The following is a 22,296-nucleotide window of genomic DNA, read 5'->3' on the forward strand; positions in this document are numbered from 1 at the left end:
GAACAGCAACCGTTGGCTCTTGAGGGCTGGGCCCGCCGGTCAGTCGACGCCTTCGATGATGCGGAAGTCGCGCTCGACGCCGTCGGGGAGGGCCACCAGCGCCTTCTGGTATGCCTCGCTCTCGTATGCCGCGACGGCCTGTTCAAAGCTGTCGAACTCGATCAGAACGACGCGTTGCGTGATTCCGGCCTCGTGGGCGACGACTTGACCGCCACGGGACAGGAGGCGCCCGCCCCCAGCCTGGACAGCCGGACGGGCCAGCTTGTCGTAGGCAGTCAGCCTCTCAGGGTCGGAAATGGCGGGGTAGACACTGACCCAGTAGCCCTTAGCCATGGAAACCTCCTGTGTTCGGCCGGACACGTCCGACTTCGAATTGACACTCAGATCGGTCGATCCCGGCGACGGGTACTGCGGTGAGTGGAATCGCCATATGCGCAGGTTAGGGCTTGATGTGCGGCCGAGGGAAAGACCGGTAGAGGGCTCCGACGCCGCGATCACACCAGACACTGCAAGATCATTTCACCCGTGAACGGCAGTCCGCGTACCGCCCTATGGCCTCACAACTCCCACCAGAGGTCGATCCTCGCGTGGACGCGTTCGCGCAGACAGCTTGAGTGTGAGTAGGCCCGTTGCCGCACATCACCGCCCCGCGCCCGGTCAACCGCACCAAGTCTGAGCTCGGTCGCCCCCAGGTCCTGATCAAGATCGATGATCAGGTTGCAGAAGCAACAGGCGGGGTTCCGGTCCAACGACGCACTCCCTGGTGGCCGAGCCAACGGTGAGCGCACCGTCTCCCAGACCCTACGTCGAGACAGGCGCCCCGATTACGTGACAGCCCTCAGCCCTGCTCAATTCCGCATAGGGCGGGCGATGCCGTCCGACTTCCCGTCCTGGCCGCGTGTCTACGCCTTCTTCGCCCACTGGCGGGACACGGGGCAGGTGACCGAGTCGCACGAACGGCTGCGGGAGGCGGTCCGCGCCGACGAAGGCCGCAGTCCGGAGCCGAGTGCGGCTGTGGTGGACTCGCGGGCGGTGAAGCCGGACGCCACCGTCGCCCATGGCTCATGCGAGTTCGACGCAGGCAAGAAGATCAACGGGCGCAAGCGGCATCTGCTCACCGACACACTCGGGCTTCTCCTGTCCGTGCTGGTCACGCCGACGTCCACCACCGACGTTGCAGCATGCGCGCCGGGCGGGCCGAACTGCCCCGTGGACACGACCGGATGCCGACTGATGCGGATCTGCTGGCGAGTGTCCTGAAAGCCTTCCCCTTGGAGAGCTGCTGCGAGGCCAGGACATTTCTATTACAGGGCTGTCGAGACTCTCCCCGCACAATAATGATCAACACGGAGCCCACCGGCGCCCGTCCGAGCAACAGGGAAGAATCACCATGCGACCGTTCCACGCCGCCGCCGCATTCGCTGCCACGTCCGCGCTGGCCCTGACACTCACGGCCTGCGGGAGCGACAACGGCAGCAGCAGCGCCTCGGACAGTCAGTCGTCCGCACCCGTCGCCTCGCCCGCGACCACCGCACCCAACGGCACCCCGGCCGAAAACGCGGGTGCCACGAAGGACACGGGCAGCAGTACGGGCGCCGGCGGTACGGACACCAGCAACACCGGCGCCGAGCGCTGCCACACCGCCGGGCTGGGCCTCTCGTTCGGCTCCGGCGACGGCAAGGTCAGCAGCTCGGACGACCAGCAGCAGCTGGCCGTGGTGGTCAAGAACAAGACGTCCGCCGCGTGCACCATCCAGGGCTTCCCCGGCGTCGACCTGAAGTCCTCCAGCGGCAGCTGGTCGCTGACCCGCAGCAGCGTGACGCCCAAGAAGCTCACCCTGCCCGTCGGCGGCAGCACGACGTTCACCATTACCTTCCTGCCGTGGACCCAGGGCAGCGGCACCGAGTTCAAGGCCACCTCGGTCGTCATCACGCCGCCGAACGAGACCACCTCGACCACCCTGACCTGGCCCGGCGGCAGTGTCCTGCTTCAGGACGGCGCCACGCACCCGGGCAGCTACACCGGCCCTGTCGGCGGCTGAAGGCCCGCACCGGCCGGCCCGGGCTTGGCTCCGACCGCAACGCTTTCAGGCCGGTCCTCCGCGCGCGTTCGACTCGTGGGCGATGCACGCCGCCGTTGAGCGACGCGCATCGCTCACCGGCCGCACCGTAACGGTTGGCGTTCTTCGTCGCTCCGGTGGTCGGGCTGGCGCATCGACCAGCCCGTGACCTTGCGGACGCCCGCCGGCTGCCGGGGCAACAACAGGCATGCGGCGCCGCCTCGGTCGCAGGTGGTCGCTGATTGCCTGGTAGCTGCTGCGATAGCCGAGCTCCTGGAGTTCGGTGTTCAACAGAGCTGGTGTCAGCGGACGATCCGGTCCACGACCCGGACGGACGTGCGCGTTTCGCTGGCTACCGGAGGGCGTTCGACGAGCTGGCCCCGGCGGATGCAGCTACCCTCAACGCCCAAGTACTCCCGATCCCGACCATGGGATGGCGAAACAGCACCGTCTGCGAGTATCTCGACAGCGGCGTCGCTGAGGTCGTGCAACCGCTGACGGCCTGCGTCGCATCCATGCTGGTGACACCGGGGTCAGAGGCGTCCAGGCTCGCCGCCATCGCGTTCGGCAACAGCAACACCGAGATTCCCTCGGACCGTTCCCGTCAGTAGGTGGTCCTCGCCCAGCACCCGCACGCGGTACTCGAACGCGCTCCAGGACCGGGATCATCTGCGGCACGTCACGGCTGCCCCGACGTGATCAAGAAGGGGGTGACCGGGAACGCCGTCGAGCGAGTCCGCTGAGCTGCGGGCCGCTCGCCGACGGATCCGTGAGCTGGAAACCGAGCTGCGGATCGTCCGGCAGGCGGCGAAGTTCCTCGGTGAGGACAAGCCGGCCCCAAAGGCTCTACCCGGTGATCGACCGTCTCGTCGATGCCGGGGCACCGGTCGACCGATGCTGCCGGATCCTTGGCGTCACCCGGCAGAACGAGTACAAGCGCAAGCGCACAGCGACCACACCGCGGCAGCTACGGCGGGACTGGCTGACCGGGCTGATCCGGGAGGTCCACGTCGCCTCCCATGGCACCTACGGCTACCACCGTGTCCATGCCGAGCTCACCCTGGGCATGGGCATCCAGGTCTGCTCCAGGACCGTGTCGGTGCTGATGGCGCAGGCCGGGATCCACGGCCTGCCCGGACCGGTGCGGGTCAAGCGCCTGCGGGGTGTCGTCACCGCCGAGGACCTGGTCCATCGCACGTTCCATCGGCTGCGTCCCGACGAGCTGTGGGTCACCGACATCACGCAGCACCGGACCAGGGAAGGATGGGCCTACTGCGCGGCGGTCCTGGACGCGTTCAGTCGCAGGATCGTGGGCTGGTCCATCGATTCCAGGCAGGACTCCACCCTCGTGGTCAACGCGTTGGACATGGCCATCCGCAACCGCCGCCCTGAGCCGGGCGGGATCGTTCACGCCGATCACGGAACCCAGATCACCTTCTGGGTCTTCGGGGAGCGGATCCGCTCCGCCGGCCTTCTGCCGTCGTTCGGCACCGTCGGGGACGGCCTGGACAACGCGATGATGGAATCGTTCTGGTCCTCGATGCAGATCGAGCTGCTCAACCGTCGGCGGTGGAAGACCCGGGTCGAACTGGCCAACGCGATCTTCGAGTACATCGAGATCTTCCACAACCGCCACCGACGACACTCAGCACTGGGCTAGTGCACCCCCATCGAGTACGAACTACTCTCCGAGAACGACACCATCCCGGCTGCCGGTTAGTCACCGAGACTGGAGCCCAAATGGTGGGGCAGGTCAACCTGTCACCCAAACCTGCAGCAGACCCGCGGCACCTGACCCGAATGGGCCGGAGGTCCAGATCCCGCATCAGGAGTGGCGTGACGAGTACCGCGAGGGCATCGACGTCCGTATCAAGGACCTCCCGGACCATGTGACGGTCATCAGGTTCTACAACTCCGCGTGAGCCAAAGCGCAGTGCGCGGCTTCGAAGACAGACGGACGGGGCCGGTCAGTCCTGCACCACGGGAACGTTCTGGCTCGGCTGCGAGCGGTCGCCGCGTTCGCCCGCCTCCGCGCTGAGGAGGCCGCCAGGACGATGCGGGGCAGCGCCGTGCAGAACGCCCTGCGCGAGGTCCTTCCCGAGCTCGTGGAGAACGACCTTGCCGTGCGGATCTTCGAGACGAACGCTGAAATCGCCACAGCGGCAGAGAACGTTGTCAGTCGGCTCTGCCAGGGCGTGCGCCGTGGACGAACTGGTGGAACGTGTCGACGATCAAGATCGTGTGCTGGGGGTGGTGGTCAGCCGCCGGCAGGCCATCCGGAAGGGTTGGCTGCACCGGGTCGCCGTGACGGTATGCCGTGATGAGCGTGGCAGGATTCTCGTTCACCGGCGGCCTGAGCAGCTGTCGCCCTCCCCCTGGCTCCACGAGGTCATGGTCGGTGGCGCCGTGAATGTCGGCGAATCCTACGACCAGGCCGCCGCGCGGGAGCTGGCCGAAGAGCTGGGCATCCATGTGCTGCCACGCCTGCTGTTCACGTTCCTCAACCGCAGCGGTTTGAGCCCTCACTGGCTCGGCGTGCACGAAGCCGTGATGCCGGACGTCGTGGCCGCCGATCCTGATGAGGTCGCCTGGCACGGCTGGCTGACCGAGCCGGAGCTGCGGTCGGCCCTGCTGGAGTGGCGCTTCACCCCCGACAGCCACGAAGCCTTCAGCCGGTATCTCGCGTTCCGGACCGCGCGGTCCTGACCTTGCCCGCTTCTCGGGTGCCTGCTCGCTCTTCGAATCCGGACCGCTCAACCGGTCAGAACGACGGGGCGCACGGGAGCACCGTGGGCGAGGCCGGTGAGCAGGTCGGCGAGACCGAGTGGGTAGACGGTCTCAGTGGTGCTGTGCAGTTCGGCGGTGGTCCACCAGCGTCGTTCGCGGATCTGGTCGGCCTGGGTGGCGGCCGCCGGGTCGACGGCGTCGGCGTCGACCCGCGCGAGGTAGTACCGCTCGACCTGGCGGACGAGGTGTCCGCCGACGTGGTGCTGCTGGTCGCGATCGGCCAGTACCGGGCCCAGCGCCACATCGGCGATGCCGAGTTCTTCCAGCACCTCGCGCCGGGCAGCGGTGCGGTAGTCCTCCCCCGGTTCCAGGCTGCCGCCGGTGGTGGCCCAGAACCCGCCGTTCTCGTCGTAGCGCAGCAGGAGAACCCGCTGTTCACGGTCGAGGAGGACGACGCGGGCGGCCTGGCGCAGGGGGAGGCTGGTCATAGATCCAGTGTGGCAGTCAGGCCGGTTCTACGAGGTAGTCCCCGATACACGCGGCGTCCAGGTCGGTGGCCTGGAGGGTGGCCAGGGCGTGAGCGGGCGTCTTCCTCGCCATGACCGCGTGAGCATCACCCGCTGCGCGGCAGAGAACTTGCTGGTGGACGTCTTGGACCCCGCAGCCTCCGTGTACGGCGAGCCGGACTGAAAAGCCCGCGAGTGCCGCGGACATTCAGGGGTACTGGCGCACCCTGCTCGGCCTCGCCTACCTCCACCGTGACCACCCCGACATCCCGCACGAGGTCCGCCCGGTGGACGCAGACGGTGGCAGCGACGGCCCGAGGTAGTCCTCGGGCCGCCGCTGGTCTTGCTGTTCAGCTCTCGGTGATGCGGGTCCAGGTGAACGGACCGAACGAGGTGGACGTCGTCGGGTTGTGGGCTCCTGGGGTGACGGTCAGCTTCAGCCATTCCAGGGGTGTGGTGCTTCCGTGTACGACGATGCGGTGGAAGTTCCGGACGGCGTAGCCGGGGTGGCTGTTCCAGGCGTCGTACGCGCAGACGTCCTCGTCGCCCGTGCAAGGCGCGCCCTGGGTGAGCGGGTTGTCCGAGCGGTAGACGTGCGAGTCGCCGACGAGCAGGAGCACCGGCTTGCCGAAGGCGGCGGTGTGCCTGGCGAGACTGGAGACGACCGGCTCGTAGTTCGCCACGTGGTCGGCCGTCTTGCCGTCCAGGTCCCACATGTCGGCCTGGGTGGTGACGACGACGTTGGACATGCCGCCGACCTTGGCGAGCGCGAAGGCGGTGTCCAGCCAGCGCAGGTCGGCCGCGGTGCGCTGGGCGGCCTCGTCGAGCTGCTCCTGGGAGGCCGTCGGCGCGCCGTACCAGGGGTCGGCGTCGTTGTTGGAGCCGCCGGGCACGTTGACCGTCACGAACAGGGTGCCGTTCTTGACCCAGAGCACGTTCTCCACGTACTTAGCGTCCTCGGGGTGCGCCCAGTTCGGCAGCTGCGCCTGCGACAGGACGCGCAGTGCCCCACTGCCGAGGGTGTGGCCCGGCTCGTGGAAGAACGTCTTGCGGACCAGATCCAGGTTCGCGGCCGGGTTGCCGGAGGCGTAGTCCACCGACTGGCCGGTGGCCGGATCGAGTACGTAGTCGATCTGCCCCGTGAGCGGGTTGTACGTGCCGCCGCCCTCCTTGGCCTTGTGGCAGTCGGCCCACTCGTTGTCGCCGGGGGTGTAGACCATCGGATCCGCGAAGGTCTTCCACAGCGCGGCGATGGACTGGTCGTAAGCGGCGGTGCAGTACTGCTTGCCGGAGTGGATGTCGCCGACATGGATCACGGTGCTGACGTCCGGATCGGCGTTGACGTTGGCGATGAACGCCGGCGTCCCGTCGAACTCGGAGGTGTCGGTCGGGGAGGTGCCGTACGGGGCGTCGCCGTACACGGCGAGCGTGAACGGCGCACGGGCCCCGGACCCGGAGTCGGTCGCGTTCGCCGTCACGGCGGTGGCCGATATCGCGCTGAACGCCAGGGCCAGGCCCACGGCTGCAAACGACCTTCTCTTCATTTGTCTCCTCGGTGAGTTCGACCGTGCCGAAGCAGCGTGCTGGCAACGCCCGTCTCACCGGAAACGGACAGGCAAACGGAAGTTGAACACGGCGTCTATCGATCAGTCATCCTGGCGCGGCATGTCCAGCCGCTCTCCGATGGCCTTCTCGATACGGGCTCGGTGGGCCGCCTCCCACACGTCGAAGGGACTCCCCGATCGAGGTCACAAGTCAAGCCCCAGGACCAGAGATCAGGCCGGGAGCGTGTCTGCCGTATGGAAGGCATGCGATAGCCCCGGTCAGTTCGCCGTCTGCTCGTCAGTCGTGGTCGGGTGGTACGAGGCTCAGGTGAGGCGGCGGACCGGGGGACGCTTCGGCCTGGGGAGAGCGTGTCCGGCCGTGGGCGTGCATGGTCTCGGTCTCCCAGTCTTCGAAGATTCTGGGCAGCGCCTTCGGATCGCGGTCCGGGTCGCGGTACCAGTGGATGAAAGCGCGGGCAGCCGGACGATGGGCGTCGCAGGCCGCGCAGAGTTCCATCCACACGCCCGTCATGAGCGGGCCGTTCCGCTGCAGCAGCAGAGTGCTGCCGCAGCGGGAGCAGGGCCGGGTTTGCCGTTCGTCTGCATCCCGCCAGAGCCGGGCGAGTTCTTCGTCGCTGGTGTTGTCGAGGCTGCCATCAAGATTGCCGACGCGGCAGAAGTCTCCGTCGCTGCGTACGACGTAGCGCCAGGTGAACGCCATACAAAACCCCCTCTCGGGGTTGAACGTGACGCGAACGGCCACGATCCGCCCGCAGACGGACCAACGTCAAGAGGGCAGCACGCGCTCTATCCAGGGGAGCGCCGACGTCCGCCATGGCTAGACGGTCACGGGCGAAGGCCGCCGCACCAGCCCACCACCTGCTATCAAACCGGCATGATGTGGGCGCCAGTGAGGTCTTCGACCACGGCGAGGTCGAGTTCGGCGGCACGCTCCCAGAGGTAGTGCTGCTCAAGGGTCAGGCCCAGCGCCTCGTCAGAGGCGATGAGTTGGATAGCGGCGGCGGCCAGTCCGGGCGCAGCCGCAGCCACGGCCTGGCACATGGCCGCGTCGGCGGCGTCGGTCGCGGGCAGGTCAGCGGCGTAGTGCGCGGCCATCCCGTGGACCTCGACCGCCCGAGCGCTGATCCGCTCCAGGGCTGCGTTCGCGCAAGCATCGCCCTGGTCGGCGCGCAGCACGGGGTCGACCAGGTGGTGGCCCGCGGTCGCGGCGGCCGGTCGCGGCGGTGCGTGTTCGGGACCGGTTTCGTGCGCGGGCTCGGGGAGGGTTGCTGCAGCGCCTCTCGGTGAGCGGCTACGCAGCTTGTCCACGCGTTGGCGCACCCAGGCTTTGACGTGAGGGCGGGCGGCGGCGAAGCCGCGGGCCGCCGCGCCATAGGCGAGGTCCCCCAAGCGGTGGGCCACCTCGCGGACAATGATGTCCGCGAGGTGACGGAGGAACTTGTCGTCGTGGGAACGGTGGTCGTAGCCGTCCTGGAGGCCGCCGGCGTACCGGTCGGAGACGTCGAACAGCTCAGCCTGTCCGATGAGCGAGTTGTCCCGGTCGTCGCGTACGGTGCCGCGCATCCCGTTGGAGGAGGCGCGGGAGTAGTCGAGGTGAGTGCCGGCGGGATACACGCCCTCCACGAACCTGCGGTTCGGCGGCCGTTCGTTGTCAGACATGGAAGCACTAGAAGGCGGCACTGACAGCACAGGGGCGAAACCCATCGTGACCAGAACCGTTTTCAGCGAACCCCATCCCCCCGGTTCACGCGGTGCTTTGCCAGGAGCGCAGCCGGTCGGCGATGTCGTAGACGGTGAGCCGTAGCGCGCGAATGTCGCTGATCAGGTCCCGCCACGGCTCGAAGGAGTCGTCGACTTCCTGCCCCGAGGCCCGGATGTATGCCACCGCCACGCCGTACGCGAAATAGGCGTTCCGGGCCGGCAGCGGGCGCAGCAGGACCAGTTGCTCCAGCAGGGCGGCGGCCCGCCAGTAGGCGTCGGGCTCGCCCGAGTCCAGCTGGGGTGTGTTCACCCGGTGCCGGGCGACGGCGGCCACCAGGCCGGAGTAGTCCCGGACCCCGAGCTCCTTGCCGAGCAGTTCCTCCTGTCGGTCGAGGAGCCATCGGATGTCGATGTGCAGTTCCAAGAGTCAGGCCGCCCGCCCCGCGCTGGTGTGCCGGGCGGGTGCGTCGTCGGGGAAGGCGTCGTCGAAGGCCTCGGCCAGGCCGGGGCGGGCGATGATGCCGCGGAACTCGGCCGTCGCCCTGCTCAGCGCGATCTGGTTCTCTTCGACTTTGGCCAGCTCAGCCAGGTAGGCGCGCACGCTCTGTCCGCGGGCTGCGGCGACCGCAGCGAAACGGTCCCTGGTCTCGGAGTCAACCTGCGAGCACCGCTTCGACCGCGACGAACTCGACCCCGCTCAGCACCGGCGGGCCCCGCTCGCCCTCGCCGACGACCTCGGCACCCGGTTGCGCACCTCCGGCCAGATCGCCACGGGCGTGACCTGCACGGTCCGCTTCGCCGACGCGAGCTCCACGCGCCGCAGCCGCACCCTGCCCGAACCGACGCAGCACACCGTGCTCCTGGCCCGCACGGCATACGCGCTGTACGACTCCCTTGCCCTGCAACGCGCCCGGGTCCGCAGCATCGCCCTGCGCGCCGATGCCCTGAGCCCCGACGACCGGGCCACCCGGCAGCTCACCCTCGACAGCACCGACGACAAGCCCCTCGCGATCGAAGCCGTCGCCGACCGCGCCCGCGCCCGCTATGGACACAGCGTGCTCTACCCTGCCGCCCTTGCCGTCACCACGCGGAAGACGTAGACCAGCAGCGTGCTGTTCGCGCTGCTCCGTGACAGTACCGTCTACGAACCCACATCCCACGCCTCCCCCGCACGAGCGCACCTGGTTGGCGTGGCCGGGCCCCAACCCCACCTTCGACAGCCCGGACGACCTCGCCGAGTCGCGGACGGCCTGGTCGGCTGGCTTGACATGGTCTCCGAGGAGATGGCCGTGACGGTGCAAGGGTTCGGACCGCCGCTCTCTGCCCGACCGGCCGGGCGCCTCGCCGGCCGGCCTACAGCTGTTCGAAGCGGGTCATGAGCAGTCGAGGCAGCTGACTGCCCGTTTCCGGACCGTGACGATCGGAATTCCCGGCTCCCTCACCTGCGCTGTCGTACACCCTCGCCATGAGCTACACACTCTATGTATACACGGCGCGTATACACGGCGTGTATAGTGCGGGTCATGTCCATCGGTCACACCCTTTTGGGGCTCCTGGAGTCCGGCCCGCGACACGGTTACGACCTGAAGCGGGCCTTCGACGAGACGTTCGGTCACGACCGACCGCTGCACTACGGCCAGGTCTACTCGACGATGTCCCGACTGCTGAAGAACGGCCTCGTCGAGGTCGACGGGATCGAGGCCGGCGGCGGCCCGGAGCGCAAGCGCTACGCGATCACCGACGCCGGCATCACCGACGTAGAGCGGTGGCTCGCGACCCCGCAGAAGCCGGAGGAATACCTCCAGTCGGCCCTCTACACCAAAGTCGTCCTCGCGCTGCTCACCCACCGGGACGCCGCCGACATCCTGGACACCCAACGCTCCGAACACCTGCGCAGCATGCGCATCCTGACCGACCGCAAGCGCAAGGGCGATCTGGCGGACCAGCTGATCTGCGACCACGCCCTCTTCCACCTGGAAGCGGACCTGCGCTGGCTGGAGCTGACCGCCGCCCGACTCGACAAACTCCGTGAGGCTGTAGCTCGATGACGACTTCTCCCCCTCGTTCCCTGCTCACCGCGCAGGACCTGCGCAAGACCTATGGGCACACCCATGCCCTCGACGGCGCCGAGTTCTCCATCCACCCCGGCGAGGTCGTCGCCGTCATGGGCCCCTCCGGCTCCGGCAAGTCGACGCTGCTGCACTGCCTCGCGGCCATCCTGCCGCCCGACTCCGGGTCGATCACCTACAACGGGCGCGAGGTGACGACGATGAGCGACGCCCAGCGCAGCGCTTTACGCCGCTCGGAGTTCGGCTTCGTGTTCCAGTTCGGGCAGCTCGTGCCGGAACTGACCTGCGTGGAGAACGTCGCCCTGCCGCTCAGGCTGAACGCCACCTCCCGCAAGGAAGCCGAGCGGGCGGCGCTCGGATGGATGGAACGCCTGGAGGTCGACGACCTGAAGGGCAAGCGGCCCGGCGAGGTCTCCGGCGGCCAGGGCCAGCGCGTCGCCGTGGCCCGCGCGCTGGTCACCGGCCCCCGGGTGTTGTTCGCCGACGAACCGACCGGCGCGCTCGACTCCTACAACGGTGAGCGCGTGATGGAACTGCTCACCGGCGCGGCCCGTTCCACCAACGCCGCCGTCGTCCTCGTCACCCACGAGACACGGGTGGCCGCCTACTCCGACCGCGAGATCGTCGTACGCGACGGCAAGTCCCGGGACATGGAGCGCGCCATATGAGTCCGCGCCAGTGGTCCAGAGACCTGGCCATGGGAGCCCGGTTCGCCGTCACCGGCGGCCGCGAGGGCTGGGTCCGAATGACGCTGACAGCGGTCGGCGTCGGCCTCGGCGTGGCTCTGCTCCTGTTGTGCACCGCGATGCCCAACGTGCTCACCTCCCGCAGCAAGGTGGAGGACGCCCGCTACGCCAACACGTACTCCCAGACGGTCCCGCCCAAGGCCGACAACACTCTTCTGATCGCCGATGCCGACACCACCTGGCACGACGACGACGTCCGGGGCCGGTTCGTCGAACCCGAGGGCAGGCGGGCGCCGCTGCCCCCCGGGGTCGACCGCTTCCCGGGTAAGGGCGAGATGGTGGTCTCCCCCGCGCTCAAGGACCTGCTGGACTCGGACAACGCGAAACTGCTGCGGGAACGCCTGCCGTACAAGATCACCGGCACGATCGGCGAGAGCGGGCTGATCGGCTCGCACGAACTGGCTTACTACGCGGGCGCCTCGGGGTTGAAGCTCACGGACTCCTCCCTGGCGACACGGCTGGCCAAGTTCGGCAAACCGGACGCGACGCCCGAGAAGAGCGACCCGGTGCTGCTGCTCATGGTCTTGGTCGTGTTCGTGGTGCTGCTGACGCCGGTCGCCGTGTTCATCGCCGCCGCCGTCCGCTTCGGCGGCGAACGCCGCGACCGCCGCCTCGCCGCGCTGCGCCTGGTCGGCTCCGACCGGGGGATGACCCGGCGGATCGCGGCGGGCGAGGCGCTGGCAGGAGCTCTGCTCGGTCTGGCCGTGGGCACCGGCTTCTTCATGCTCGGCCGCCAGAAGCTGGGCACCGGCGAGTTGCTGGGCGTGAGCGTCTGGCCCAGCTACCTCGACCCCACTCCCGCGCTTGCCGCGCTGGTCGCGGTGGCGGTGCCGGTCGCCGCGGTGCTGGTCACGCTGCTCGCGATGCGCGGCGTGGTCGTCGAACCCCTCGGTGTCGTGCGTGCTGCCAAGCAGAGTCGCCGTCGGCTGTGGTGGCGGCTGCTACCGACTCTGGCCGGCCTCGCGATGCTCTACCCGATGATCGGCCAAGGCCACAAGAACGGAAACTTCAACCAGTACCTCGTCATCGGCGGCGTCCTGATGTTGCTGATCGGCATCACCGCCCTGCTGCCCTGGGCCGTGGAGGCGGTCGTCGTCCGGCTCGGCAAGGGCCCGCTGTCCTGGCAGTTGGCCGTGCGACGACTGCAGTTGAGCAGCGGCACTGCCGCCCGCATGGTCAACGGCATCGCCGTGGCGGTGGCCGGGGCCATCGCGCTGCAGATGCTCTTCACGGGAACGCAGAGCCAGTACACCAAGAACACCGGCCAGGACCCCAGCCGGGTCCAGATGCAGGTCGACTTCAGCGGCCCCAAGCCGCTGCCCGGCATCGAGCGCGAATTCACCGGCACCAAGGGGGTCCGGGCCGCGGTGGCCCTGGCCCGCTCCCAGTACGGGGACGCACGTCGCAACCCGGAGAACAGCAACGGCCTGACCGTGGGTAACTGCGCCGCCCTGCGTGAACTCGCCACATTGCCCTCCTGCAAGGACGGTGACGTGTTCATCACGCGAACGCGGAGCGGTTACTCGGACCCCAGCAACGCATCCGAAATCGCCCTGGTGAAGCCCGGTCGGCAGCTCTACATCGACCCGTCGTACGACGGCGCCGAACGCCGCCTCGAGGTGCCCTGGACCGTTCCGGCAAACATTCGGGAGGTGAACGCGCGCAAGGACTCACTGCAGGACTACACCAGTCTGCTGGTCACCCCCGCCGCCCTGCCCCAAAAGGCCGCGCCCGCGGTGTTCTCGGACGGTGTCTACCTGCGTCTGGACCCGTCGGTGCCGGACTCACGGGAGTACATACGCAACATCGTCGCCCGCATCGACCCCCTGGCACAAACCTACAGTTGGTCGGCGACCCAGGAGGACGCCAAGTACACCTCCATCCGCACCGGCCTGTTCGTCGGCTCCGCCTTCGTGCTGGCACTGATCGGCGCGAGTCTGCTGGTCTCCCAGCTGGAGCAGCTGCGCGAGCGCAGGAAGCTGCTCTCCGCGCTGGTCGCCTTCGGCACCCGGCGCCGCACGCTGACCCTGTCGGTACTGTGGCAGACGGCCCTCCCGGTCGGACTCGGCCTCGTACTGGCCACATCGGTGGGCATCACCCTTGGCTCGGCGCTGCTGAAGATGACCCGTACACCGGTGGCCATGGACTGGGCGAGCGTCCTGACCATGACCGGCGTGGGCGCGTCCGTGGTCGGCGTGGTCACGCTGCTCAGCCTGCCGCCGCTGCTGCGGATGATGCGCCCGGAAGGCCTGCGCACGGAATAACCCCTCACACATCCCCCGAAGTGGGCTCCTCCTGCCAGGAGGAGCCCACCCCTGCACGCAGGCAAGCCCGGTCGGCATCGGCACAGTCACCGTCAGGGCAACCTCGGCGCACAGCAGAATCCGCAGTCGAGGCGAGCACGCCTTCAGACGGCGTCGGCCGGGAGCCTGCCGACAGCGACCAGGCAGAGTTCTGCGGCCGAACGGCTCGCTGAGTCACCCAGAGCAGGCATCGAGCATCGCGCGTGAGGGGCTGGCCTGGTCGGTGCTGTCGGTGGACTATCAGCGCATCGTGCAGGCGCTCGCGGACCGGCATCGGCTCCGTCAAGGGCCGCTGACCTGCCAGGAATTGGCTGTCTTGTTCGGCCTGGACGCGGTGCAGGCCAAGGTGGAGGTGTCGCGGTCGAAGGCGAAACGCCTGGTGGCACGCGGCTGGCTCGCCGAGCGGCAGCCGGGCCGGTTCACCCTTGCAGACGTCGTCGCGTCGCGGCCAAGCGGCGGGTCATGAGCAGGATCATCGACCAGTAGACCATCGCTTCGGCGCTGGTGGTGCGGCGCTCGTAGTCGCGCGCAAGGCGGCGGGTGCGCATCAGGTGGGCGAAGAACCGCTCCACGATCCACCGCTTGGGCAGCACCACGAAGCCACGCACGTCGTCGCTGCGCTTGACGATCGACAGGACCAGCGCGAGCCCGGTCAGGCAGTATTCGACGAGGCTGCCGGTGTAGCCGCCGTCGGCCCAGACCAGGGCGAGCCGGTGGTGCGCGTCGGCGACTTGTCGCAGCAGGACCTGGGCGGCGGCGCGGTCGCCGGTGTCCGCGGCGGTGGCCATCACTCCCAGCGGCAGGCCGAGCGTGTCGACCACGACGTGCCGCTTGCGGCCGTTGACCAGCTTCCCGCCGTCGAACCCGCGGCTGTCGGAGCCGACGACGGCGTCCGCTTTGACGGACTGCGAGTCGATCACACCCGCACTCGGCTCCGCGCCGCCGTCAGCCAGATCGACCGCCCAGGTCACCTCATCCGCCAAAGCCACAACATCGGTGAGGAGTTGGAGGATCTCGGCCTCATCATTGCCGACTCTACGAGACAGAAGCTTGACGCCGTCGGCATCAAGGACCACGCAGTGGTGATGCGACTTCCCGGCGTCGACCCCGGCCCATATCCGGTTCATCATGCTCCCGAGCATCGTCGTGACAGCTGTCCTGCAACGACGTCGCCGGCATTGTCCTACACAGCGATCTGCTCGCAACTCCCAATCAGCGGCCGCGTCGTCGCGGGGTGACGGGCGGCCAAGTCGATCTAGCCACCAGCGGCAACCTCATAACAGCCTCACCCGCCACCCCTGGGTGAGCCAACCCTACGAATGGCTCGCTCAGCCCGGTCAAGAAGGTAGGACCTCATAAGCCGCAGACTCACCCGCGAATCCACCCCCAACTGGCGCGACACCTGAACCCCGAACCAAACAACCTCACCAGGACAAAACGCTCTTTAAGCACGCAGCGGCCGGGCCACCGTCTCGTGACGGTGGCCCGGCCGCTGCGGTATGTCCTCGGGGTTCAGTATCTGATTCTGAACCCCGTTTCCACAGGTCAGACCCCTCTACGGCGAAATGGAACTCTGCACAGGCGTTCGGGAGACGGTCACGGTGACCGTTCCCCGAGCGGAACCGCATGAGGCTGAGGCGACGGGATCGGCAGTCGCCGTGGCGACGGGAGCCCACCGAGAAGAACGGCCGCTTGATCGAGAAGGAGCTGGCCATCTCCTTGACCCTCGGCCCGCCTGTAACCCCAGCTACCGAGCCCGTGCGTTCCGGAGGCCGGCAAGGGCACTCTGCGAATCTCCTACTCGTCAGCCAAAACAAGCAGGTCACCACCGTCTGATGGTTCTGTGACAGTGTGTCCAAGCTGAACCAACAAGCCCGAAACCGCGGCCTGCACGATCGCCTGCATGCTGTCGCCTGAGGCGCCCGGCTGATCCTTCGCCAGCGAGGCGAACCCGTCTGAGGCCGTCCACCGCACCAGCACCCCGGTCGGCACCTCCGTCACCGAAATTCCCGGCCTGTTGTCCTCCACGTCCTCAGCAACGAGATGGAACCCCGCCTGCTTCAAGGGATGGCGGACCCGGGTGAGCAGGTCAGAGGCGGCGCAGATGACACAGGCCCCACCTGCCCCCGATTCAAGCGATCAAGCCACCGGGGTCAGGAACAGATACTCAGCTTGACTCTGTCGGGGATCTTGGAGTAGTCGAGGTCAACTGCCCAGCGTTCGGCAGGACTTCGACCGGGGGATGTCGTTCTGGTCCAGGAAAATCTGGAAGGCGGTCGGTGGCCGTGGTGAGGGGGTTTCCTCAATCGGTGGCAGACCGCTGAGGCGTTCGCTGTTCACGGCGATGGCCGTGAGTACATGTTGCAGGTGGGTTTTCGGCTGTCCTCGGTAGCGGCAGTGGCGCATGCCGTGTCCGTGAGCGAACTCGTTGATGGTGCCCTCGACTCCGGAGCGGACCGCATAGCGGGCCTTCCAGTCGGGTGTCTGCTGGTCGGCGCGGACGCGGAGTTGCAGGTCGCGGAGTTCTCGTGGGGGAAATCCCACGGTCCGGGCGCTGTCGGCGGTGGTGGTGGTGCAGCGGGTGCGGGCCGGGCAGGGGCGGCACTGGCTCTTGGTGAACCGGGCCACGATCAGCGGGGCGGCGGCGGGTGAGGAGGTCGGGTAGAGGCCGTGCCAGCCCGCGCTGACCTGGCCTTGGGGGCAGGTGACCTGTCGGCGGTCGAAGTCGATGTGGAAGTCGTCCCGGTCGAAGCCGTCGTTCTTGCGGTGCTGGCGGGTGGGGTTGCCCGGCAGGGGCCGCTGACGGTGATCTGGTGTTCGCGGGCGGCTCGTTCCAGGCGGACCAGGGAGGTGTAGCCGCCGTCGACCAGGTGCTCGGCGGGCAGCAGTCCGCGACGCGCCAGGCGGGTGTGGATGCCGGGCAGTGCCTGTCCGTCGTTGGTGGCCGCCGAGGTGGTGGCCACGTCCGTGATCACGTTGACGCTGTCGGAGGCACACGTCTCGGTGACATGCGCGGCGAACCCCTTCCAGCGAAAAGACTCGCGGTCAGGCCGGGCTACCCGTCGTTTCCGTCCGGTCGGGACGGAAGATTTCCTCGATGGCCAGGCCGAAGACGTCGGCGATGGTGAACGCCAGAGGCAGGCTGGGATCGTGCCGCTCGGTTTCGATGGCGTTGATGGCCTGCCGGGAGACCTGGCACCGGTCGGCCAGGTCGGCCTGGCTCCACCGGCGAGCTGCACGCAGTTCACGGAGTCGGTTCTTCACAGGGTGCCGTCACCGGTTCAGACGGGTACGCAAGTCGGCGATCGTCATCGAGATGGCCACGCCGCCAAGGATGATCACCTGCGCGAGTTGATGGAGCTGGATGACGCCTGCGGCATCGAGCAGGGTAGCCGCTTGCAGCCCCACGAGGACCGCGGCGAAGGCGATGGCCATGCTCTCCAACTGAATCCTGCGCAGGTATTCGTCCGCGCGCCGGAATGCCCGCAGCAGCACCCAGGCGATTGCGAGGGTGAACACGGCGGTGGTGGCGATCCACCAGGCCTTCTGAGCGGTGCTCGGATTGGGGCTGCTGCCCAGCGCCAGCGCTATCACCCCCATAACAGACACCGGTACGCCGTCGATGAGCACAGCGCGGCGGGCCGCGCGCGTCACTTGGTCCTGCTCCACCTGCTTTACCATGAGAGGAATGTAAGGTTTCCCTTCCATCAAGTCAAGCACTCTTGACCTCATGGAAGGCAAACCTTACATTCTGGCTATGCTGAACGAGAGACGGCTCCTGACCCGCCGAGCGCTGCTCGGCACCGCCGTGGCGTCAGCCATCACTTCCGTCCCGATGGCCGCCGCGGCATCCGCCCAGTCCCGACCGGCCGCGGCCTCGCCGCTCGCCGCCAACCCCACGCCGACGCCGGCGCGGCTTGCTCTGCCCGCACCAACCGGTCCGCATCCCCTGGGCACGGTCGCCGTGCACCTCGTCGACCGGACGCGCGTCGACCCCTGGCAGGATTCCCGCCCGGCTCGGGAACTCATGATTCAGCTCTGGTACCCGGCACACGCCGCCCATGACCACCCGGTCGCGCCGTGGATGCCACCCGGCTCCGCCACCTTCTTCGAGCGGGAACAGGGCATCCCGCCCGGGACACTGCTGCTGCCGACCACGCACGCCCATCGGGCCGCACCGGTGGACCGCGGCCGGCGCGGGAGGCCGGTCGTGCTGTACTCACCGGGCCTGCTCAGCGACCGCAGCCTCGGCACTGTTCTGATCGAGGAACTGGCCAGCCACGGCTATCTGGTCGTGGCCATCGACCACACCTACGACGCTGATCAAGTCGAGTTCCCCGGCGGCCGGGTGGAAACCTTCGCCATCACTGGCGACATCGACGACGCCCTGATCGCCAAGGCCCTCGCCATCCGCACCGCGGACACCCGGTTCGTGCTGGACCAGGTCACCGCGCTCAACGCCGGACACAACACCGACGCCGAACGGCGACCCTTGCCACCCACCCTCACCGGCGCGTTCGACCTGCCCCGCGTCGGCATGCTCGGCCACTCCCTCGGTGGCGCCACAGCCGCCGCAGCCATCCGCGCCGACCGGCGCCTGCGGGCCGGCGTCAACCTAGACGGCAGCCTCCTGGCACCCGCTACCGCCGGCACCAACCGGCCATTCCTGCTCTTCGGCAGCGACCCCGGCCCAGGCCCGGAGGATCCCAGCTGGGATCAGTTCTGGGCCAGCCAGTACGGCTGGAAACGCGAACTGGCCCTCATCGGCTCCACACACACCTCGTTCACCGACCTGGAAACACTGCTACCCCAGGCCGCGCCCATCCTCGGGCTGACGCCCAGCCAGGTGACGCAAGCAATCGGCACCCTCGACCCGCGCCACGCCATCCACGCCCAACGCGACTACGTACGAGCATTCTTCGATCTTCATCTGCGCCACCTCGACAACCACCTGCTCCGGCGCCCCTCACCCCGCTATCCGCAGATCCGGTTCCTCCGATGAGGCACCGGCCGTACCCGGACCACTAGTCTGAATTTCTCAGGGGCCTTTGTCAGAGCTGTCTGCCAGACCTGCCCGGTGCGGACAAGGAATCCCAGGAGGTCAGCATGCTCGCGCTGCACCTGCTCCAGTCCGCCCTGGTCCACGTCAACACGCTGCTGATGCGGCAAGTCCTTGCCGACCCGAAGTGGGCCGACACCCTCACCGACGCGGACCGGCGCGCGCTCTCCCCGCTGTTCTGGACGCACGTGAATCCCTACGGACGGTGCGAGCTCGACATGAATCGGCGCCTCGACCTGGACCTGACCGCCCGGACCATGCCGGGGCCGCGCACGCCCGCCGATGACACGGCCGCGGTCTCGGGGTGATGCCCCGTCGCACTGGTGCGGTTGGGGCGTCAGGGCGTGGAGATGTGCTGGGTGAGGAAGAGGGCGGCGCGGTCGAGTGCCTGGTCGGCTTCGTCGAGGGTGCCGCCGGCGAAGGCCTGGAAGACGTGGGGGGCGTCAGCGGTGATGTCAAGGATGACGTCAACTCCGGCGTCGCGTGCGCGGGCGGCGAGGCGGGTGGAATCGTCGAGGAGGATCTCGTTAGTGCCCACCTGGATGAGGAGCGGGGGGAACCCGGTCAGGTCGGCGAAGAGGGCCGGACTGAGCAGGGGCTGCTCGGGGTCTTGGCCGGCGAGGTACATGGCCCCGGTGTACATCACGGCCTCGCGGGTGAAGATCGGATCGACGCCGTCCTTGGTCGTCATGCTCTCCCCGGTCCGGGTGGCGTCCAAGCCCGGGGAGAAGGCCACGATCACGGCGGGCAGCGGAAGCCCCGCGTCGCGGGCGGCCAGGGCGGTGGTGACCGAGTAGCCGCCGCCGGCGGAGTCCCCGGCGAACGCGATGACGGACGGGTCCAGGCCGCTGTCGAGGAGGGCGCGGTAAGCGCTCAGGTTGTCTTCCAGACCAGCCGGGAACGGGTGCTCAGGGGCCAGCCGGTAGTCCACCGAGTACGAGTCGAACCCAGTCTTCGAGACGAGCTGCGCGGTCAGCGACAGCGCGGTCTCGGGGGAGCCGAAGACGAAGCCGCCACCGTGGAAGTACAGGATCGTGCCCGGGCGCGCGCCGTTGTCCGGTGTGACGTGCAGGGCGGGTCGGCCGCCGAGCGTGGTCTGAGTGGCGCGGACGTCGTCGGGCACGATCATCGTGTCCATGAGTGCCCTGAACCCGGCGCGCAGCTCCGCGACGGAGCGCTGGCCCTCGGGCCGGGGCTGGCGGAGCATCGCTTCGACCTTGGCGAGCTGTTCCTTGCTCATGTGCTTCCTCCTGTGGAATGGCTTCCTCTACACTATATGCCGTGGCATATAAATCAGATGGGGTCGCCGACCTCCAGGGATTCTTCGCGGATCTTGTCCGCTGCGAGACGCGCCTGTACAACGCGCTGAACGACCGCCTGCGCGAGCGGCACGGGATCGTGACGTCGCAGTTCGAGTTCCTGCGGTTCCTGCGCGAGCACCCGGGGTCGCGGGTGGCCGACCTCGCCGCGGAATTCGCCATCGGCGCCGGCGCGACCAGCAAGGGCGCCGACCGCCTGGAGAAGCAGGGATGGATCGTCCGCCAGACCAACCCGTCGGACCGCAGGTCCTCACTCCTGGCGCTGACCGACGACGGCTCACAGCTCCTCGATGCCGCCGAGACCACTTTCGCCGGGGGCCTGAGCGAGCTGGTCGAAGGCGCCCTCGACCAGACCGCGACGGCAGCCGCCGCCCGGGCCCTCCGCCATCTGCGCTCCGCACTCGAACGCGACCAGGTCGGCACTCCCACCGGCTGAAAGCGCCAGCCCAGCCAACAGCTCGACGCCCGGCCGCCGACAGAGCCGGTGGCCCGCCGCACCGCCGTCGCCGATCTCCTGCCCGAGCACACGGCCGTCGCCCCGGGCGCACAGGCCCCGGAACTGCCGGTCGTCCTCGACATGCCGGGCAAGGTCGCCGACTTCCTCCCCGCCAGCAACCTGGAGCCCGCCGAGCGGGCCGCGCTCGACCAGGGCATCACTGTACGACGCGGCCAGGGCTACATCCTGCGCGTCACCGCCGTGCTCTCGATCCACCGCCGACTCCTCGACATCCGCCAGCGGCTCGACGGCACCGCGGCGGTCCCGGCGCAGCGCAAGGCCCGCCGTGAGTACGCGAACCGCGTCAACCTGCATGCCTCCTCTACGGATCTCGGCAGTCAGTCACGTTCTGCTACCTGACGGGTAGCGGCAGTTATACGAGAACACGGCCTTCGGGAGGGGCGCCTGATCCCGTCTACGTGGTCGTGCGGCCGCCAGAGGCCTGCCGGACGTCTGCACCCGAGTTGACGTGGCGTTGGGTCTTCTGTGGTCCGTGCCAGTCCAGGCAGACCACGGTGGCATCGTCTTCGAGCCGGCCTCTGGCGGCGTCCCGGACCGCGGACGTCAGCAGCAGCGTGATCCCCCCGTGGATGCAGGTCCCGGGTGGCCTCGAGCAGGGCGAGGAGGTCGACCTCGCTGCCGTGATGCTCGAGCATGCCGTCCGTCAGCAGGAGAAGATGGTCGCCGGGGCGCAGGTCGATGTCCTGGACACGGAAGGGGTGGGGCACGTCCCCCACGGCAGCGAGGACATCGTCGCCTGGCGCGGTCGGCAGGACCAGTTCCAGCAGTCCGATGGCGTCGCCCCGGTTGGTGACCGGCACGATCACCCGCTGCCCCTCCCCTGCCGCCTCCTGATACAGGCGCTGAGTACGGATCACCTGCTCGTAGACGCTGCCGAACATCGGGATGCGTTCCGCTTCCCGACCTGCCTCCACCGCTCCGGCGGTGGACAGCCGCGCCACCGCCCTCCCCGTCAGGTCCACGATGAGGAAAGAGACCCCCGTCGCCTCGAACCGCCGCCGCAGGTCCTCCGCGACCACGTCCACGGCGTTCACCGGCGCCGCCGTCTCCGCGGCGGTCAGCAGCCGGGGAAGTCCACTTTCTCCACCACTCACGGCAGCAGCCCCTTCCACCGACCCTCATCCCAGCTTGGGCACCACTCACGATCAACGGCAACCCGTCCCAACAGTCACGGGGAGAAGGCCGACAGCCCTCCGTCCGGGGGTGCGGGTTTTGGTCGACGCAGGCAGGCCGTGGGTGAGCCGGGGATCAGTCAGCGGTCGGGAGCCGGCGATGGAGCGGCCCTTCCATGTACGCGGCCCGGACGGTGTCGGTCTTCCCGGCCACCATGGCGGTCCGGCGTGGTACGCGACCAACCACGGGTGTGCATGGTCTCGGTTTCCCAGTCCTCGAAGAGCTGGGGCAGCGCCTTCAGGTCGCGGTCCGGGTCGCGGTACCAGTGGATGAACGCAGGCGCGGCGGGGCGGGGCGGGCGGTGGGCGTCGCAGGCCGGGCAGAGGTCTATCCACACGCCGGTCACGAAAGCATCGGGAACCGTCCGAAACGTCGCCCCTCGCATCTCACCCGGATGGCCTACGCGCTCTTGGGTCGAACTGGCGCCGTCCCCCCGTTCGGGCCAGTCTGGCCAGGACGCTGCGTTATCGCATTCCCGTGATCTTTGCTCTACCGGGAGGCGCCATGGCCGCGATTGCTCTGCTCCTGCCGATCCTGCTTGTCCTCATCTTG

At 68.5% G+C, this 22,296-nt stretch carries 26 protein-coding genes and 4 pseudogenes; 15 read left to right on the forward strand and 15 right to left on the reverse strand.

All coding sequences use genetic code 11. The features are described 5' to 3' along the window. Nucleotides 1–39 precede the first annotated feature (39 nt). A complete protein-coding gene (locus ACIQRL_RS33375; RefSeq protein ID WP_401338600.1) occupies nt 40–333 on the reverse strand; it encodes a DUF1330 domain-containing protein in 294 nt (97 codons plus the stop codon). Nucleotides 334–870: 537 nt separating this feature from the next. On the opposite strand from ACIQRL_RS33375, the gene ACIQRL_RS33380 reads away from it, so the two are divergent. From ACIQRL_RS33380 to ACIQRL_RS33400, 5 genes and pseudogenes are all read left to right on the forward strand, one after another. Then, nucleotides 871–1,260, forward strand: coding sequence for a transposase (locus ACIQRL_RS33380; RefSeq protein ID WP_401338601.1), 390 nt, complete (start codon nt 871–873; stop codon nt 1,258–1,260). A 130-nt stretch (nt 1,261–1,390) separates the two neighbouring features. Further along, nucleotides 1,391–2,041 (forward strand): DUF4232 domain-containing protein, encoded by a 651-nt coding sequence (locus ACIQRL_RS33385; RefSeq protein ID WP_401338603.1) that lies wholly within the window; start codon nt 1,391–1,393, stop codon nt 2,039–2,041. Between the two features lie 446 nt (nt 2,042–2,487). Next, nucleotides 2,488–2,670: a hypothetical protein gene (locus tag ACIQRL_RS33390; protein WP_401338605.1), complete on the forward strand. Its 183-nt coding sequence runs from the start codon at nt 2,488–2,490 to the stop codon at nt 2,668–2,670. Nucleotides 2,671–2,773: 103 nt separating this feature from the next. Further along, nucleotides 2,774–3,713 (forward strand): annotated as a pseudogene (locus ACIQRL_RS33395) (IS3 family transposase); the annotation flags it as partial. Nucleotides 3,714–4,261: 548 nt separating this feature from the next. Then, complete coding sequence (locus ACIQRL_RS33400) at nt 4,262–4,765, forward strand: NUDIX hydrolase (RefSeq protein WP_401338607.1); 504 nt, start codon at nt 4,262–4,264, stop codon at nt 4,763–4,765. A 47-nt stretch (nt 4,766–4,812) separates the two neighbouring features. Here ACIQRL_RS33400 and ACIQRL_RS33405 read toward each other — a convergent pair whose 3' ends face one another. The 6 genes from ACIQRL_RS33405 to ACIQRL_RS33430 form a co-directional block, all read right to left on the reverse strand. Next, nucleotides 4,813–5,274, reverse strand: a complete 462-nt coding sequence (locus tag ACIQRL_RS33405) for an NUDIX hydrolase (protein ID WP_401338609.1) — start codon at nt 5,272–5,274, stop codon at nt 4,813–4,815. Nucleotides 5,275–5,642: 368 nt separating this feature from the next. Further along, nucleotides 5,643–6,836: a hypothetical protein gene (locus tag ACIQRL_RS33410; RefSeq protein ID WP_401338611.1), complete on the reverse strand. Its 1,194-nt coding sequence runs from the start codon at nt 6,834–6,836 to the stop codon at nt 5,643–5,645. 298 nt (nt 6,837–7,134) lie between these two features. Then, nucleotides 7,135–7,557 carry a DUF6300 family protein gene (locus ACIQRL_RS33415; protein WP_401338612.1) on the reverse strand — a complete coding sequence of 141 codons (423 nt, stop codon included), beginning with the start codon at nt 7,555–7,557 and terminating at the stop codon, nt 7,135–7,137. Between the two features lie 164 nt (nt 7,558–7,721). Then, complete coding sequence (locus ACIQRL_RS33420) at nt 7,722–8,516, reverse strand: hypothetical protein (protein ID WP_401338614.1); 795 nt, start codon at nt 8,514–8,516, stop codon at nt 7,722–7,724. Between the two features lie 85 nt (nt 8,517–8,601). Beyond that, on the reverse strand, nt 8,602–8,982 hold the full coding sequence (locus ACIQRL_RS33425; RefSeq protein WP_401338615.1) for a toxin Doc: 381 nt from the start codon (nt 8,980–8,982) through the stop codon (nt 8,602–8,604). Nucleotides 8,983–8,985: 3 nt separating this feature from the next. Further along, nucleotides 8,986–9,159: a hypothetical protein gene (locus ACIQRL_RS33430; RefSeq protein ID WP_401338617.1), complete on the reverse strand. Its 174-nt coding sequence runs from the start codon at nt 9,157–9,159 to the stop codon at nt 8,986–8,988. A 40-nt stretch (nt 9,160–9,199) separates the two neighbouring features. On the opposite strand from ACIQRL_RS33430, the gene ACIQRL_RS33435 reads away from it, so the two are divergent. The 6 genes and pseudogenes from ACIQRL_RS33435 to ACIQRL_RS33460 form a co-directional block, all read left to right on the forward strand. Further along, nucleotides 9,200–9,658: a hypothetical protein gene (locus ACIQRL_RS33435; RefSeq protein ID WP_401338697.1), complete on the forward strand. Its 459-nt coding sequence runs from the start codon at nt 9,200–9,202 to the stop codon at nt 9,656–9,658. Nucleotides 9,659–9,686: 28 nt separating this feature from the next. Then, nucleotides 9,687–9,818 (forward strand): annotated as a pseudogene (locus ACIQRL_RS33440) (agmatine deiminase family protein); the annotation flags it as partial. A 263-nt stretch (nt 9,819–10,081) separates the two neighbouring features. Further along, nucleotides 10,082–10,606 (forward strand): PadR family transcriptional regulator, encoded by a 525-nt coding sequence (locus ACIQRL_RS33445; protein ID WP_099938965.1) that lies wholly within the window; start codon nt 10,082–10,084, stop codon nt 10,604–10,606. Continuing rightward, a complete protein-coding gene (locus ACIQRL_RS33450) occupies nt 10,603–11,295 on the forward strand; it encodes an ABC transporter ATP-binding protein (RefSeq protein ID WP_401338619.1) in 693 nt (230 codons plus the stop codon). Before ACIQRL_RS33445 ends, ACIQRL_RS33450 begins: the two co-directional genes overlap by 4 nt. Continuing rightward, on the forward strand, nt 11,292–13,637 hold the full coding sequence (locus ACIQRL_RS33455; RefSeq protein ID WP_401338621.1) for an ABC transporter permease: 2,346 nt from the start codon (nt 11,292–11,294) through the stop codon (nt 13,635–13,637). The genes ACIQRL_RS33450 and ACIQRL_RS33455 overlap by 4 nt, the downstream gene beginning before the upstream one ends. A gap of 241 nt (nt 13,638–13,878) precedes the next feature. Then, nucleotides 13,879–14,142, forward strand: a pseudogene (locus tag ACIQRL_RS33460) (hypothetical protein); the annotation flags it as partial. Here the strand turns inward: ACIQRL_RS33460 and ACIQRL_RS33465 are convergent. From ACIQRL_RS33465 to ACIQRL_RS33485, 5 genes are all read right to left on the reverse strand, one after another. Next, a complete protein-coding gene (locus ACIQRL_RS33465) occupies nt 14,096–14,806 on the reverse strand; it encodes a transposase (RefSeq protein ID WP_401338622.1) in 711 nt (236 codons plus the stop codon). The pseudogene ACIQRL_RS33460 and the gene ACIQRL_RS33465 overlap by 47 nt on opposite strands. Nucleotides 14,807–15,473: 667 nt before the next feature. Continuing rightward, complete coding sequence (locus ACIQRL_RS33470) at nt 15,474–15,704, reverse strand: hypothetical protein (protein ID WP_401338625.1); 231 nt, start codon at nt 15,702–15,704, stop codon at nt 15,474–15,476. 177 nt (nt 15,705–15,881) lie between these two features. After that, entirely contained in the window at nt 15,882–16,673 is a 792-nt protein-coding gene (locus tag ACIQRL_RS33475; RefSeq protein ID WP_401338626.1) for a transposase, read from the reverse strand. Between the two features lie 48 nt (nt 16,674–16,721). Continuing rightward, nucleotides 16,722–16,940 (reverse strand): helix-turn-helix transcriptional regulator, encoded by a 219-nt coding sequence (locus ACIQRL_RS33480; protein WP_401338629.1) that lies wholly within the window; start codon nt 16,938–16,940, stop codon nt 16,722–16,724. A gap of 9 nt (nt 16,941–16,949) precedes the next feature. After that, a complete protein-coding gene (locus ACIQRL_RS33485; RefSeq protein WP_401338630.1) occupies nt 16,950–17,357 on the reverse strand; it encodes a hypothetical protein in 408 nt (135 codons plus the stop codon). A 76-nt stretch (nt 17,358–17,433) separates the two neighbouring features. On the opposite strand from ACIQRL_RS33485, the gene ACIQRL_RS33490 reads away from it, so the two are divergent. Continuing rightward, nucleotides 17,434–18,678 carry an alpha/beta hydrolase family protein gene (locus ACIQRL_RS33490; protein WP_401338632.1) on the forward strand — a complete coding sequence of 415 codons (1,245 nt, stop codon included), beginning with the start codon at nt 17,434–17,436 and terminating at the stop codon, nt 18,676–18,678. A 68-nt stretch (nt 18,679–18,746) separates the two neighbouring features. Continuing rightward, nucleotides 18,747–19,043 carry a Tn3 family transposase gene (locus ACIQRL_RS33495; RefSeq protein WP_401338698.1) on the forward strand — a complete coding sequence of 99 codons (297 nt, stop codon included), beginning with the start codon at nt 18,747–18,749 and terminating at the stop codon, nt 19,041–19,043. Nucleotides 19,044–19,072: 29 nt separating this feature from the next. On the opposite strand, the gene ACIQRL_RS33500 is transcribed toward ACIQRL_RS33495, so the two are convergent. Continuing rightward, nucleotides 19,073–19,975: an alpha/beta hydrolase gene (locus tag ACIQRL_RS33500; protein ID WP_401338633.1), complete on the reverse strand. Its 903-nt coding sequence runs from the start codon at nt 19,973–19,975 to the stop codon at nt 19,073–19,075. Between the two features lie 41 nt (nt 19,976–20,016). On the opposite strand from ACIQRL_RS33500, the gene ACIQRL_RS33505 reads away from it, so the two are divergent. Continuing rightward, complete coding sequence (locus tag ACIQRL_RS33505) at nt 20,017–20,490, forward strand: MarR family winged helix-turn-helix transcriptional regulator (protein ID WP_401338635.1); 474 nt, start codon at nt 20,017–20,019, stop codon at nt 20,488–20,490. A gap of 48 nt (nt 20,491–20,538) precedes the next feature. Then, a complete protein-coding gene (locus ACIQRL_RS33510; protein ID WP_401338636.1) occupies nt 20,539–20,910 on the forward strand; it encodes a resolvase in 372 nt (123 codons plus the stop codon). A gap of 55 nt (nt 20,911–20,965) precedes the next feature. On the opposite strand, the pseudogene ACIQRL_RS33515 reads toward ACIQRL_RS33510, so the two are convergent. Both ACIQRL_RS33515 and ACIQRL_RS33520 read right to left on the reverse strand, forming a co-directional pair. Then, a pseudogene (locus tag ACIQRL_RS33515) lies at nt 20,966–21,605 on the reverse strand (SpoIIE family protein phosphatase). 218 nt (nt 21,606–21,823) lie between these two features. Beyond that, nucleotides 21,824–22,129 (reverse strand): DUF6300 family protein, encoded by a 306-nt coding sequence (locus ACIQRL_RS33520; protein ID WP_401338638.1) that lies wholly within the window; start codon nt 22,127–22,129, stop codon nt 21,824–21,826. Between the last annotated feature and the right edge of the window lie 167 nt (nt 22,130–22,296).

Origin of the sequence: Streptomyces sp. NPDC091209, assembly GCF_044757755.1 — a bacterium.
Taxonomy (GTDB): domain Bacteria; phylum Actinomycetota; class Actinomycetes; order Streptomycetales; family Streptomycetaceae; genus Streptomyces.